Annotated in this window: 17 protein-coding genes; 12 read left to right on the forward strand and 5 right to left on the reverse strand. The window is 49.4% G+C overall.

Annotated elements, in window-relative coordinates; genetic code table 11:
• The first annotated feature begins 12 nt into the window (after positions 1-12).
• The 7 genes from rpsK (at position 13) to J9880_RS09565 (ending at position 3,756) form a co-directional block, all read left to right on the forward strand.
• Positions 13-402 (forward strand): 30S ribosomal protein S11, encoded by a 390-nt coding sequence (rpsK, locus tag J9880_RS09535; RefSeq protein ID WP_004929731.1) that lies wholly within the window; start codon positions 13-15, stop codon positions 400-402.
• A gap of 30 nt (positions 403-432) precedes the next feature.
• Complete coding sequence (gene rpsD / locus J9880_RS09540) at positions 433-1,053, forward strand: 30S ribosomal protein S4 (RefSeq protein WP_095923750.1); 621 nt, start codon at positions 433-435, stop codon at positions 1,051-1,053.
• A 25-nt stretch (positions 1,054-1,078) separates the two neighbouring features.
• Positions 1,079-2,068: a DNA-directed RNA polymerase subunit alpha gene (locus J9880_RS09545; protein WP_232770372.1), complete on the forward strand. Its 990-nt coding sequence runs from the start codon at positions 1,079-1,081 to the stop codon at positions 2,066-2,068.
• A gap of 40 nt (positions 2,069-2,108) precedes the next feature.
• Entirely contained in the window at positions 2,109-2,498 is a 390-nt protein-coding gene (rplQ, locus tag J9880_RS09550) for a 50S ribosomal protein L17 (RefSeq protein ID WP_013573706.1), read from the forward strand.
• 171 nt (positions 2,499-2,669) lie between these two features.
• On the forward strand, positions 2,670-3,038 hold the full coding sequence (locus J9880_RS09555) for a DnaJ family domain-containing protein (RefSeq protein ID WP_119825230.1): 369 nt from the start codon (positions 2,670-2,672) through the stop codon (positions 3,036-3,038).
• Positions 3,039-3,040: 2 nt separating this feature from the next.
• Positions 3,041-3,457: a Zn(2+)-responsive transcriptional regulator gene (gene zntR, locus J9880_RS09560; protein ID WP_095923748.1), complete on the forward strand. Its 417-nt coding sequence runs from the start codon at positions 3,041-3,043 to the stop codon at positions 3,455-3,457.
• Between the two features lie 98 nt (positions 3,458-3,555).
• Positions 3,556-3,756, forward strand: coding sequence for an alternative ribosome-rescue factor A (locus J9880_RS09565; protein ID WP_095923747.1), 201 nt, complete (start codon positions 3,556-3,558; stop codon positions 3,754-3,756).
• Between the two features lie 20 nt (positions 3,757-3,776).
• Here the strand turns inward: J9880_RS09565 and mscL are convergent, their stop codons facing one another.
• The 5 genes from mscL to def form a co-directional block, all read right to left on the reverse strand.
• Positions 3,777-4,193, reverse strand: a complete 417-nt coding sequence (mscL, locus tag J9880_RS09570) for a large-conductance mechanosensitive channel protein MscL (RefSeq protein WP_095923746.1) — start codon at positions 4,191-4,193, stop codon at positions 3,777-3,779.
• A gap of 125 nt (positions 4,194-4,318) precedes the next feature.
• The gene (gene trkA, locus J9880_RS09575; protein WP_095923745.1) at positions 4,319-5,695 is read right to left on the reverse strand and encodes a Trk system potassium transporter TrkA; all 1,377 of its coding nucleotides are present in this window, start codon (positions 5,693-5,695) and stop codon (positions 4,319-4,321) included.
• Between the two features lie 60 nt (positions 5,696-5,755).
• Entirely contained in the window at positions 5,756-7,045 is a 1,290-nt protein-coding gene (rsmB, locus tag J9880_RS09580) for a 16S rRNA (cytosine(967)-C(5))-methyltransferase RsmB (protein WP_232770373.1), read from the reverse strand.
• 75 nt (positions 7,046-7,120) lie between these two features.
• On the reverse strand, positions 7,121-8,080 hold the full coding sequence (gene fmt / locus J9880_RS09585) for a methionyl-tRNA formyltransferase (RefSeq protein ID WP_232770459.1): 960 nt from the start codon (positions 8,078-8,080) through the stop codon (positions 7,121-7,123).
• A gap of 1 nt (position 8,081) precedes the next feature.
• The gene (def, locus tag J9880_RS09590) at positions 8,082-8,594 is read right to left on the reverse strand and encodes a peptide deformylase (protein ID WP_119825222.1); all 513 of its coding nucleotides are present in this window, start codon (positions 8,592-8,594) and stop codon (positions 8,082-8,084) included.
• A 128-nt stretch (positions 8,595-8,722) separates the two neighbouring features.
• Between def and dprA the strand changes: the two genes are divergently transcribed.
• From dprA to aroE, 5 genes are read left to right on the forward strand one after another with little or no spacing between them, the layout of a single operon-like run.
• On the forward strand, positions 8,723-9,892 hold the full coding sequence (dprA, locus tag J9880_RS09595) for a DNA-protecting protein DprA (protein WP_232770374.1): 1,170 nt from the start codon (positions 8,723-8,725) through the stop codon (positions 9,890-9,892).
• Positions 9,864-10,337 (forward strand): DUF494 family protein, encoded by a 474-nt coding sequence (locus J9880_RS09600; RefSeq protein ID WP_095923740.1) that lies wholly within the window; start codon positions 9,864-9,866, stop codon positions 10,335-10,337. The genes dprA and J9880_RS09600 overlap by 29 nt, the downstream gene beginning before the upstream one ends.
• Positions 10,338-10,361: 24 nt before the next feature.
• Positions 10,362-10,922 carry a DNA topoisomerase family protein gene (locus J9880_RS09605; protein ID WP_119825218.1) on the forward strand — a complete coding sequence of 187 codons (561 nt, stop codon included), beginning with the start codon at positions 10,362-10,364 and terminating at the stop codon, positions 10,920-10,922.
• Positions 10,915-11,484 carry an L-threonylcarbamoyladenylate synthase type 1 TsaC gene (tsaC, locus tag J9880_RS09610; protein ID WP_119825217.1) on the forward strand — a complete coding sequence of 190 codons (570 nt, stop codon included), beginning with the start codon at positions 10,915-10,917 and terminating at the stop codon, positions 11,482-11,484. The genes J9880_RS09605 and tsaC overlap by 8 nt, the downstream gene beginning before the upstream one ends.
• Positions 11,485-11,487: 3 nt before the next feature.
• Entirely contained in the window at positions 11,488-12,315 is an 828-nt protein-coding gene (gene aroE, locus J9880_RS09615) for a shikimate dehydrogenase (RefSeq protein WP_119825215.1), read from the forward strand.
• Position 12,316: the final 1 nt, after the last annotated feature.

Consider the following 12,316-nt stretch of genomic DNA (forward strand, 5'->3'; position numbering starts at 1 on the left):
GTGATTGAATAAATGGCAAAGGCACCTGTTCGTACACGTAAACGTGTAAGAAAACAAGTCTCTGACGGCGTGGCTCATATCCATGCTTCTTTCAACAACACCATTGTTACCATTACCGATCGTCAGGGTAATGCTTTGGGTTGGGCAACAGCTGGTGGTTCCGGTTTCCGTGGTTCTCGTAAATCCACTCCGTTCGCAGCTCAGGTTGCAGCAGAGCGCTGCGCTGACGCAGTGAAAGAATACGGTATCAAGAATCTGGAAGTTATGGTTAAAGGACCTGGTCCTGGTCGAGAGTCTACTATCCGCGCATTAAACGCGGCTGGTTTCCGCATCACTAATATTACTGATGTGACTCCTATCCCTCATAACGGTTGTCGTCCGCCGAAAAAGCGTCGCGTATAACGCTGCTTTTAGGTTTGTTGGAGAGAGAAAATGGCAAGATATTTGGGTCCTAAGCTCAAGCTTAGCCGTCGTGAGGGCACAGATTTATTCCTTAAATCTGGCGTTCGCGCGATCGATACCAAGTGTAAAATTGAACAAGCTCCTGGTCAGCATGGTGCGCGTAAACCGCGTCTGTCTGACTATGGTGTACAGTTACGTGAAAAGCAAAAAGTTCGCCGTATCTACGGTGTTCTGGAGCGTCAGTTCCGTAACTATTACAAAGAAGCAGCACGCCTGAAAGGCAACACCGGTGCAAACCTGTTGCAACTGCTTGAAGGTCGTTTGGACAACGTAGTTTATCGTATGGGCTTCGGCGCTACTCGTGCGGAATCCCGCCAGTTAGTTAGCCACAAAGCTATCATGGTAAACGGTCGCGTTGTTAACATCGCTTCTTATCAGGTATCTCCGAATGACGTTGTCAGCATCCGTGAGAAAGCTAAAAAGCAATCTCGCGTGAAGGCCGCTTTGGAGTTGGCTGAACAGCGTGAAAAGCCGACTTGGCTTGAAGTTGATGCTGCTAAGATGGAAGGTGTGTTCAAGCGTATGCCTGAACGTACTGATCTGTCTTCCGACATTAACGAACACCTGATCGTCGAGCTTTACTCCAAGTAAAGCTTAGTACCAAAGAGAGGACACAATGCAGGGTTCTGTGACAGAGTTTCTAAAACCGCGCCTGGTAGATATCGAGCAAGTCAGTTCGACGCACGCCAAGGTGACCCTTGAGCCTTTAGAACGTGGCTTTGGCCATACTTTAGGCAACGCACTGCGCCGTATTCTGCTTTCATCCATGCCGGGTTGCGCGGTGACCGAGGTTGAGATTGATGGTGTACTGCATGAGTACAGCACCAAAGAAGGCGTACAGGAAGATATCCTGGAGATCCTGCTCAACCTGAAAGGGCTGGCGGTGAGAGTTCAAGGGAAAGATGAAGTTATTCTTACCCTGAATAAGTCTGGCATTGGCCCTGTGACTGCAGCCGACATTACCCATGATGGTGATGTCGAAATCGTCAAGCCGCAACATGTCATCTGCCACCTGACCGATGAGAACGCTGCTATCAGCATGCGTATCAAAGTTCAGCGCGGTCGTGGTTATGTGCCGGCGTCTGCCCGAATTCATTCGGAAGAAGATGAGCGCCCAATTGGTCGTCTGTTAGTAGATGCATGCTACAGCCCTGTAGAGCGTATTGCCTACAATGTTGAAGCAGCGCGTGTAGAACAGCGTACTGATTTGGACAAGCTGGTTATCGAAATGGAAACCAACGGTACGATCGATCCTGAAGAGGCGATCCGTCGTGCGGCGACCATTCTTGCTGAACAACTTGAAGCTTTCGTTGATTTACGTGATGTACGTCAACCGGAAGTCAAAGAAGAGAAGCCGGAATTCGATCCAATCCTGCTGCGCCCTGTTGACGGTCTGGAATTGACTGTCCGCTCTGCTAACTGCCTTAAGGCAGAAGCAATCCACTACATCGGTGATCTGGTACAGCGTACCGAGGTTGAGTTACTTAAAACACCTAACCTGGGTAAAAAATCTCTTACTGAGATCAAAGACGTACTTGCGTCCCGTGGTTTGTCTCTGGGCATGCGCCTGGAAAACTGGCCACCAGCAAGTATTGCTGACGAGTAACCGGATCACAGGTTAAGGTTTTACTGAGAAGGATAAGGTCATGCGCCATCGTAAGAGTGGTCGTCAACTGAACCGTAACAGCAGCCACCGACAGGCTATGTTCCGTAACATGGCCGGCTCTTTGGTTCGTCATGAGATCATCAAGACGACCCTGCCGAAAGCGAAAGAGCTGCGTCGCGTTGTTGAGCCGCTGATTACTCTTGCCAAGACCGACAACGTTGCAAATCGTCGTCTGGCATTCGCCCGTACTCGTGATAACGAGATCGTGGCAAAACTGTTTAATGAACTGGGCCCGCGTTTCGCGAGCCGTGCCGGTGGTTACACTCGTATTCTTAAGTGTGGCTTCCGTGCAGGCGACAATGCGCCGATGGCATACATCGAGCTCGTTGATCGTGCAGAGTCAAAAGCAGAAGTAGCAACTGCTGAATAATCTGTAGATGCATGAAAAAACCGGGCTTTTGCCCGGTTTTTTTACATCTGAATTTTAGTGCCCCACTTCTTTTTCTTACCGCAATATTTGTCCTGCGTTTCTTCCTCTTTTAAGCCAGTCAGTCAGAGACTATGATTCACAATGATTCGTTCTGATGAGTAGAGGAAAATCATGTTTTTGATTGATCAATGGGTTGAAAAGCACATCAAAGATGCTCAGGAAAAGGGCGAGTTTGATAATCTGCCCGGAAGCGGACAAACCCTGGTTCTGGATGATGACAGTGCTGTTCCGGATGAGCTCAGAACCTCCTATCGTATCCTCAAAAATGCGGGTTACTTACCCCCGGAATTACAGGATCGAAAGGAAGCAATCGAACTGGATCATTTGCTGCAAACATTAGGCAATGATGACCCGAACTTTGCGCCCACAGAAAAGCGACTGAAAGTCTTGCAGTTACGTTTACAGCAAGCCGGATTAAATACTGATTTCCTTCACGGGCATTATGGAAATGCACTGATAGATAAATTCAAAGGTAAATAGACATGTATAAAATTGGTGAGCTTGCCAGCCTGGCAAATGTATCCACAGATACCGTCCGCTACTACGAGAAGCAGGGGATGATGAGTGCGGGTACACGTAATCCCTCGGGTTACCGTCAATATGACGACAGTGATGTGCAGCGGTTACGCTTTATTCGCTATGCCAAATCGACGGGTTTTACACTCGATGCGATTAAGGAGTTACTTTCGATTCGGATCGATCCTCTGCATCACACCTGTCAGGAATCAAAATCCATCGTAGATGAAAGACTTGCCGAGGTTGAGTTGAAATTAAAAGAGCTTAATCAGATGCGCGAATCGTTGCAGAGACTCAGTGCTGCCTGCTGCGGCTCCGCGCATACCAGTGTAAGTTGTTCTATTTTGGAAGCACTGGAAGATGGTGCTGGAAAAGTTGCATGAGCCTTCGCACCTGTTTATAAACCACTTTCACAGTAATAATTATCGCAGTATGATGTGCGCGTATTTTGTTCAACATGTATGACAATAATCGAGGTTATATGTCCCACTATAAGCACCAGAAAGGCACTATTCAGGATAACGCATTGCAGGCACTTCTTCATGACCCGCTGTTTAAACAGAGAGTTGAGAAAAATCAGAAAGGGAAAGGGAGTTATCGGCGCAAAGAAAAAAATGGCAAGGGGAGTTATTTGGAGGGCAGTGTTGAGTGTTCACTTGAGTATTCAACACTGCCCTTCTAAAAAGTCTTCGCAGAGAGGGCTTACAGTTTTGGTGTCTGCTGTTCTTTCAGTAAATCGCGAATTTCCGCTAACAGAGTTTCTTCCGCAGTAGGTTTTGGTGGTGCAGCGGGTTTGTCTTCCTGCTTACGACGCATTTTGTTCATCAAGGTAATTGCGCAGAATATAGCCAGTGCGACGATGACGAAATCAAAAATATTCTGAATAAATACCCCGTAATGCATGACTACGGCGGGTGTTGCTCCCTGAGCATCCCTGAGCACGAAAGCAAACTGCTTAAAATCGACCCCACCAATCAGTAAACCCAGTGGCGGCATAATAATATCGGCGACAAATGACGATACTATTTTGCCAAATGCGGCCCCGATGATAACACCGACAGCCAGGTCGACCACGTTGCCACGCATGGCAAACTCACGAAACTCTTTCATAAAACTCATAAATACTCCTTGGCAAATTCATCAAATATAACAAACCAAGTAAAGACCATTTGTGGTGTCTTCGCTACAAAAGTTCTTACCCGAAGCCTGATTAACGCTAAATTCGATTAACAGTGACACACGAATTATAAGAAGAATGGGCTTGGCTGGAACAGGCGCTCTACATCCCTGACAAATTTCTTGTCGGTGATAAACATCACCACGTGATCACCTTGTTGGATCCGGCTGGTACCGTTAGCAATGATTACGTCATTTCCGCGGACAATCGCCCCGATAGTCGTGCCGGGCGGCAGTTTGATTTGCTCTACAGTACGGCCAACAACTTTAGATGTTGTTTCGTCACCGTGTGCAATGGCTTCAATCGCTTCAGCGACACCACGCCTCAGGGATGAAACGCTGACTATGTCCGCTTTCCTGACGTGTCCCAGCAACGCGGAGATGGTTGCCTGCTGGGGTGAAATTGCTATATCGATAACGCTGCCCTGAACCAAATCGACATACGCGCTGCGCTGAATGAGTACCATGACTTTTTTGGCGCCCATGCGCTTGGCAAGCATGGCCGACATGATATTGGCTTCGTCATCATTGGTAATTGCAATGAACACATCGACTTGTTCAATATGTTCTTCGGCCAACAGTTCCTGATCGGACGCATCGCCATAGAAAACAATGGTGTCCTGCAGGATTTCCGCAAGCTCAGCGGCACGCTGTTGATCACGTTCGATCAGTTTTACGCTGTAGTTTTTTTCCAGCCGTTGTGCCAGACCCGCACCGACATTACCGCCACCTACAATCATGATTCGCTTATAAGGCTTTTCCAGCCTCTGAAGCTCACTCATGACTGCACGGATATGCTGAGAAGCGGCCACAAAGAAAACTTCGTCACCAGCCTCAACGATGGTGGATCCCTGCGGACGGATAGGACGATCCTGACGGAAAATCGCGGCCACACGGGTTTCAATATGCGGCATATGCTCACGCATTGAAGACAGCGCGTTGCCCACTAACGGCCCGCCGTAGTAGGCTTTTACTGCGGCAATGCTGACTTTCCCTTCAGCGAAATTCACCACCTGCAATGCACCCGGATACTCAATGAGTTTGTAGATGTAATCCGTCACCAGTTGTTCTGGCGAAATCAGGTGATCAATCGGCACGGCTTCGGGATGGAAGAGCTTTTCGGATTCACGGATGTATTCGGTTGAACGAATGCGGGCAATACGATTGGGGGTATTAAAAAGCGAGTAGGCGATCTGACACGCCACCATATTGGTTTCGTCCGAATTGGTCACAGCGACCAGCATATCGGCATCTTCCGCACCGGCTTCTCGCAGTACGCGCGGATGTGAACCATGACCCTGGACGACCCGCAGGTCGAATTTATCCTGAAGCTGACGCAGCCGGACGGTATTCGTATCGACAACCGTGATGTCGTTGTTCTCACCCACCAGGTTTTCGGCGAGTGTTCCGCCAACCTGCCCTGCCCCGAGAATTATTATTTTCATATGACTCTCTGCTTTGCCTCGAAGGTATCAGCCTGCGTAAAAAGCACTAATACAAGATGATCAGCTTTTGATGAGTTTAGCGTAATAGAAGCCATCGCCATCTTCAGCATGGGGAAGATTTTGTCGGCCAGGTTTTTCCGCCGTTCCGGTTTCAACCAGCGTTGCCTCCGGATGAGATGCCAGAAACGCGGCGATTTGCTGGCAATTTTCATCTGGCAAAATTGAGCAGGTGGCGTAAACCATGACACCCTGGCTTTTTAATCGTGGCCAGACAGCTTCAAGAATTTCTCTCTGAAGCTTCGCCAGTTCGGCAATATCGCTGTCCCGGCGCAGCCATTTGATATCAGGGTGTCGGCGAATAACACCGGTCGCTGAGCAAGGGGCATCAAGCAAAATCCGATCGAAGAGGCGATCACCGGCCCACGCCTGCGGCTCACGGCCATCACCTTGTTTCACTTCTGCACTCAGTTTCAGGCGCTGCAGATTTTCATGAACGCGTTTCAAACGCTGCTCATCCACATCAACTGCGAGAACATGTGCTTTTGGTGCAGCTTCCAGAATGTGAGTTGTTTTACCGCCAGGCGCACAACATAAATCGAGGATCAATTCGCCATTCTGCGGATCCAACAGATCAACACTGCCCTGCGCCGAAGCATCCTGTACGGTGACCCAGCCTTCAGCAAAACCAGGAAGCAGGTCCACCTGGCAAGGTGTCATCAGCCTTAATGCATCGCTGTACTCATGATGCGGCATGGCTTCAATCTGGGCTTCATTCAGCAGATGCAGGTATTCTTCGCGGGTATGGTGCATTCTGTTGACGCGCAACCACATTGGTGGCCTTTGATTGTTTGCTTCAATAATCGCTTCCCAATCAGCTGGATAGGCTTTTTTCAGGCGGTTAAGCAGCCAGCTTGGGTGAAGATAACGGCTGTCATTGTTGGCCATGCGGGGCAGTAATTCTTCCTGCTGTCGCTGAAACTGACGCAAAACGCCGTTGATAAGGCCTTTAAGCTGAGGGCGTTTCAGTGCCACGGCACCGTTCACAGTTTCAGCAAGAACGGCATGCGCCGGAATACGGGTGTGGATTAACTGATACAGGCCAACCATCAGCAAGTAATGCAAAGTTCTTTGCTTACCAGTGAGAGGTTTTGCCATCAGTTGCTGCAAACACCATTCCAGCTGAGGAAGAACCCGAAGCGTACCAAAACACAGTTCCTGAAGGAGTCCGCGATCTTTTTCTGAGACATTTTTCTGCAGACCAGGAAGCACGGTGGACAAGGATAAACCTTTGTCCAGAACCTGACTGATGGCTTGAGCGGCAATGCTACGGAGATTATAGGCTGTTTTCATAGTCAAAAAAGCTGACCGGAGCCAGCATCATCAGAGAGATAAGGCCCGACGAAATATCGGGCGTAGTCGTTATGGTCAGGCTAAACGGGTGCCTTCGGTAAACCATTCGCGACGAGAGTTCAGCAAGTCTTGTGCAGACATCGCTTTTTTACCCGAAGGTTGTAGCTGGGTAATGTTCAGGATCCCGTCGGCCGTCGCAATCTGAATGCCTTTTTTGTTGGCAGACACAATGGTTCCGGGAGCCGCACTGCTTTTCTCTGACAAACATTCCGCCTGCCAGACTTTAACCGGTTGTTCTTCAATCATGAAAAAGCTGACAGGCCAGGGATTAAACGCGCGAATACAACGCTCAAGTTGTTCAGCGGATAAGTTCCAGTCTAAACGGGCCTCTTCCTTGCTCAGTTTTTCAGCGTAGGTGACGTGTTCTTCGCTTTGAACTTCCGGTCTGGCGGTACCGTTTGCCAACTGCTCAAGAGTTTCCAGCATGCCTTGCGGGCCAAGTTCGGCCAGCTTGTTATAAAGCGATGCGCTGGTGTCTTCGGGCAGGATGTCACACTCGATTTTATGCAACATGTCACCGGTATCAAGCCCGACATCCATCTGCATGATCGTGATGCCTGTTTTGGCGTCGCCAGCCCACAGAGAACGTTGGATCGGCGCGGCGCCACGCCAGCGCGGCAGCAAAGAGCCATGCACATTGATGCAGCCCAGTTTCGGCATCTCCAGCACTGCTTTAGGTAAAATCAAACCATAAGCAACAACAACCATGACATCAGCCTCTAACGAGGAAACCAGTGATTGGTTTTCTTCAGGGCGTAACGATTTAGGTTGGAAAACAGGAATGTCGTGGGTTTGAGCCAGAACTTTTACCGGGCTTGCGGTGAGTTTATTCCCGCGGCCAGCCGGGCGATCAGGCTGAGTGAAAACACCGACAACCTGATGTTCTGATGATAAAAGCGCGTCGAGATGACGCGCTGCAAAGTCGGGAGTACCGGCAAATATGATTCGCAAAGCAGTGTCCTGTGTTACACGAATATTAGTCAGCCCGTGCGTTCAGCTTGGCCATTTTTTCCATTTTCTGGCGAATACGCTGACGTTTCAGTGGAGACAAATAATCCACGAACAATTTGCCCACCAGATGATCCATTTCATGCTGGATACAAATTGCCAGCAAGTCATCAGCTTCCAGTTCGAAGGATTTGCCTTCACGATCAAGTGCGCGAATTTTAACTTTTTCCGCACGCGGCACCAGCGCCCGTTGATCCGGGATCGACAGGCAGCCTTCTTCAATCCCCGTTTCGCCGCTCTTTTCCAGCAATTCCGGGTTGATGAGAACCAGACGCTCGTCGCGATTTTCAGAGACATCAATAACGATGATCCGTTGGTGAATGTCGACCTGAGTAGCAGCAAGACCAATGCCTTCCTCTGCATACATGGTTTCAAACATATCATCCACGATCTGCTGGATTTCGGCGTTAACTTCTTTGACCGGTTTTGCAGTTATGCGAAGCCGCTCGTCTGGGAAATGTAATATCTGTAATACGGACATATTTTTCTGGATCTTTATTCAATTGATTGAAGATATATAGACTCTATTCTAGACATTTCCTGCCCCGATTGACAGCATCCTCTGCCAATTGAATCAGTCGCCGAAAGGCATTGAGAAGGGAAAGGACAATGACATTACAGGAAGTATGGATACGTTTATCTGCGGTGAAACGCCTCGGTGCAAGACATGCCCTTGAGATCGTTCAGGCATTATTTTGTCGCGGAACGTATTCGCCGTCAGCGTTACCCGTCTGCGGTCTTTCAGTCGAACAGGTCGCAGACTTTCAGCATCTCAGTCAAAAGTGGGTGTCAGCATCTCTGCGATGGCTGGAAGGGGACAACCGCCACCTGGTGACGTTCGGCAGCGCGTTGTATCCGCCGCTGCTGGCACAAATATCCTCTCCACCTTTAATGTTGTTCGTCGAAGGCACCGCTGACCTGCTCCAGTCTGCGCAAATCGCAATGGTGGGTAGCCGAAATTTCACGCACTACGGCGAACAATATGCTCAGGTTTTTGCCGGTGGCCTTGTCAGCAGTGGTTTTACCGTCACCAGCGGACTGGCAATGGGGATTGATGGCATCAGCCACAGGGCAACATTAGAGGCTCAGGGGAAGACGATTGCGGTGCTGGGCAGCGGGCTGCTGAACCGTTATCCACTCCAGCATGCAAAGCTTGCGGACCATATCCTTGAGCAGGGAGGGGCTCTGGTCTCTGAGCATCTGGTAACAGCCCCGCCTTTAGCTGCTCATTTCCCCCGGCGGAACCGTGTGATTAGCGGGTTAAGTGCCGGTGTGCTTGTGATTGAGGCAACGTTGCGCAGCGGGTCACTGATTACCGCGCGTTATGCGCTGGAACAGGGAAGAGAGGTTTTCGCGTTACCCGGCCCGTTGGGAAGTGCAACCTCAGAAGGCACGCACTGGCTGATTCAGCAGGGGGCGTATCTGGTGACGGCACCCAATGATATCGCTGAACAGATAGGAAGCGGGCTGACGTGGTTTCCCAATATCCAGTCTTCAGAGTCTTTTAAACGGACACCGGCGAAACGATTAACGGCGTCAGAGGCGATTATTTGTGCATCAGATAGCGAAGTTGAATTGCCATTTGCTGATGTGTTGGCTAACGTAGAATATGAGGTGACATCTGTTGACGTCGTCGCCGAACGTGCCGGCCAACCTGTGCCAGAAGTGGTAGGTAAACTACTCGAGCTGGAGTTAGCAGGATGGATCGCAGCTGTATCCGGCGGCTATGTCCGAATTAAGAGGGCAAGCCATGTTCGACGTACTAATGTACTTATTTGAAACTTACATTCACAACGAAGCGGAGATGAATGTTGACGAGGATAGGTTAACGGATGACTTGACCGAGGCTGGTTTTCACCGGGCCGATATTCACAATGCGCTGAATTGGCTTGAAAAACTTGCGGATATGCAAGAGGGTGGAACCCCATCTTATATGCTGGATTCTGATCCTTCAGCATTGCGTGTTTACACCGATGAGGAAACAAGTCGGTTAGATTGCAGTTGTCGTGGTTTTCTGTTGTTCCTTGAACAGATCAAAGTATTGAATTTCGATACCAGGGAGATGGTTATCGATCGTGTTATGGCTCTGGACACTGAGGAATTTGATCTTGAGGATCTGAAATGGGTCGTGCTGATGGTTCTGTTTAATATTCCCGGATATGAAAGTGCGTATCAGCAAATGGAAGAGCTATTATTTGAAGTTAATGAAGGTTATCTCCATTAAGAGATAACAGGTAAAACGTAACCTATGACAAAAGCAGCACTTTTTGCTGAGAAGCAAAATGGATCCTGTCCAGAATGCGGGGCCGGGTTGGTGATCCGTAGTGGTCGCCACGGCCCTTTTCTCAGTTGTTCATCCTATCCACAATGCCAATATATTCGTCCCCTGAAATCACAGGCAGATGGTCATATTGTGAAAATTCTGGAGGGACAAGCATGCCCTAAATGTGAATCTACTTTAGTGCTGCGTCAGGGCCGCTATGGAATGTTTATTGGCTGCAGTCAGTATCCTGAATGTGACCATATTGAAGCCATCGATAAACCTGAAGAAACCAGCCTCGGATGCCCGCAATGTGGAAAAGGTCATTTACTACAACGAAAATCACGTTTTGGTAAAGCTTTCCACGCCTGTGACCGTTACCCGGATTGCCAGTTTGCTATCAACAATAAGCCGGTGGCGGGTGAGTGCGAACATTGCCACTACCCCTTATTGATGGAAAAGAAAACGGCTCAGGGAATAAAGTTATTCTGTGCCAGTAAATTATGCGGTAAGGCCGTCGAAATAAAAGATAACGAACAAGATGAATAAAGAAACAGAAAATACATTAAGCACAGTGCTTGAAGCGCTGCGCGGGCAACAAGTCATTGCGTATCCGACAGAAGCAGTATTCGGTCTGGGTTGTGATCCTGACAGTGAACAAGCAGTAGAGGCCCTTCTGGCACTTAAAAAGCGGCCTAAAGATAAAGGACTGATTCTGATTGCTGACAGCTACCAGCAACTCCTTCCCTATATCGATGACTCATCATTAACTGAGCAGCAACTTCAGCATATTTGGTCATTCTGGCCCGGCCCGGTCACCTGGGTGATGCCGGCGAAGCCATCGACACCAGACTGGTTAACTGGCCGTTTCAGCTCGCTGGCCGTCCGTGTCACCGATCATCCCCTGGTAAAAGAACTCTGCCAAAAGTTTGGCAAACCGCTGGTGTCCACCAGTGCCAATCTGAATGGCCAGCCGCCGTGCCGACTTTCCGACGAGGTCAGACGCCAGTTTGGCAATGATTTCCCGGTGCTGAATGGCCATGTGGGAGGAAGAGACAATCCATCTGAAATCAGGGATGCCATTACCGGCAACCTTATTCGTCAGGGCTAAACAATGAAAGTCACGCCATCCTTTGCAGTATTTGGGAATCCTATCGGCCATAGTAAATCCCCGCGTATTCATGCGCTGTTTGCCAGCCAGACGGGAATTGATCACACCTATGGTACGGTTCTGGCTCCGCATGAAACGTTTGAAGAAACCCTGCGATCCTTTTTTGAAGGCGGCGCGCGTGGTGCCAATATTACTGTCCCTTTCAAAGAGCGTGCTTTTGCACAATCTGATGAGCTGACGGAACGTGCTGCGCTGTCCGGAGCGGTTAACACCCTCAAAATTTGTGAGGATGGGCGACTGCTTGGGGATAACACGGATGGCATCGGTATGCTGAGTGATCTGGAGCGGCTGGCGCTTTTGCAGCACGGCGACCGGGTTTTACTGGTCGGTGCGGGTGGTGCCGCGCGTGGGGTGATCCTTCCTCTGTTGTCTTATGGCTGTTCAGTGATCGTCACAAACCGGACGTTTGAACGGGCGCAGCAACTGAGCCATATTTTCGAAGAAAAAGGAGATATCCGCGCGGTAGCATTAGCGGATCTGGCTGATGAATCTTTCGATCTGATTATTAACGCCACAGCATCGGGTATCAAAGGTGAGATCCCGTCGATCCCCGAAAAAGTACTGACAGCCCGGACTCGCGTCTACGATATGTATTATCAGGCAGGATTAACGCCTTTTATTGCGTGGGCTATAAATAATGGGGTAACCCGTTATGCCGACGGATTGGGCATGCTGGTGGGGCAGGCGGCTCATGCATTCTATTTATGGCATGGCGTGATGCCGGAGATAGAACCTGTGCTGGAACAGCTAAAGGAAGATTTGCTGGGATAAC

Source organism: Rahnella victoriana (assembly GCF_021276285.1).
Taxonomy (GTDB): domain Bacteria; phylum Pseudomonadota; class Gammaproteobacteria; order Enterobacterales; family Enterobacteriaceae; genus Rahnella; species Rahnella victoriana.

What these genes read in the sequence shown, in the direction of transcription:
- rpsK (WP_004929731.1), top strand. Translation starts at nt 13, where the DNA reads ATGGCAAAGGCACCTGTTCGTACACGTAAACGTGTAAGAAAACAAGTC.
- rpsD (WP_095923750.1), top strand. Translation starts at nt 433, where the DNA reads ATGGCAAGATATTTGGGTCCTAAGCTCAAGCTTAGCCGTCGTGAGGGC.
- J9880_RS09545 (WP_232770372.1), top strand. Translation starts at nt 1,079, where the DNA reads ATGCAGGGTTCTGTGACAGAGTTTCTAAAACCGCGCCTGGTAGATATC.
- rplQ (WP_013573706.1), top strand. Translation starts at nt 2,109, where the DNA reads ATGCGCCATCGTAAGAGTGGTCGTCAACTGAACCGTAACAGCAGCCAC.
- J9880_RS09555 (WP_119825230.1), top strand. Translation starts at nt 2,670, where the DNA reads ATGTTTTTGATTGATCAATGGGTTGAAAAGCACATCAAAGATGCTCAG.
- zntR (WP_095923748.1), top strand. Translation starts at nt 3,041, where the DNA reads ATGTATAAAATTGGTGAGCTTGCCAGCCTGGCAAATGTATCCACAGAT.
- J9880_RS09565 (WP_095923747.1), top strand. Translation starts at nt 3,556, where the DNA reads ATGTCCCACTATAAGCACCAGAAAGGCACTATTCAGGATAACGCATTG.
- mscL (WP_095923746.1), bottom strand. Translation starts at nt 4,193, where the DNA reads ATGAGTTTTATGAAAGAGTTTCGTGAGTTTGCCATGCGTGGCAACGTG.
- trkA (WP_095923745.1), bottom strand. Translation starts at nt 5,695, where the DNA reads ATGAAAATAATAATTCTCGGGGCAGGGCAGGTTGGCGGAACACTCGCC.
- rsmB (WP_232770373.1), bottom strand. Translation starts at nt 7,045, where the DNA reads ATGAAAACAGCCTATAATCTCCGTAGCATTGCCGCTCAAGCCATCAGT.
- def (WP_119825222.1), bottom strand. Translation starts at nt 8,594, where the DNA reads ATGTCCGTATTACAGATATTACATTTCCCAGACGAGCGGCTTCGCATA.
- dprA (WP_232770374.1), top strand. Translation starts at nt 8,723, where the DNA reads ATGACATTACAGGAAGTATGGATACGTTTATCTGCGGTGAAACGCCTC.
- J9880_RS09600 (WP_095923740.1), top strand. Translation starts at nt 9,864, where the DNA reads ATGTTCGACGTACTAATGTACTTATTTGAAACTTACATTCACAACGAA.
- J9880_RS09605 (WP_119825218.1), top strand. Translation starts at nt 10,362, where the DNA reads ATGACAAAAGCAGCACTTTTTGCTGAGAAGCAAAATGGATCCTGTCCA.
- tsaC (WP_119825217.1), top strand. Translation starts at nt 10,915, where the DNA reads ATGAATAAAGAAACAGAAAATACATTAAGCACAGTGCTTGAAGCGCTG.
- aroE (WP_119825215.1), top strand. Translation starts at nt 11,488, where the DNA reads ATGAAAGTCACGCCATCCTTTGCAGTATTTGGGAATCCTATCGGCCAT.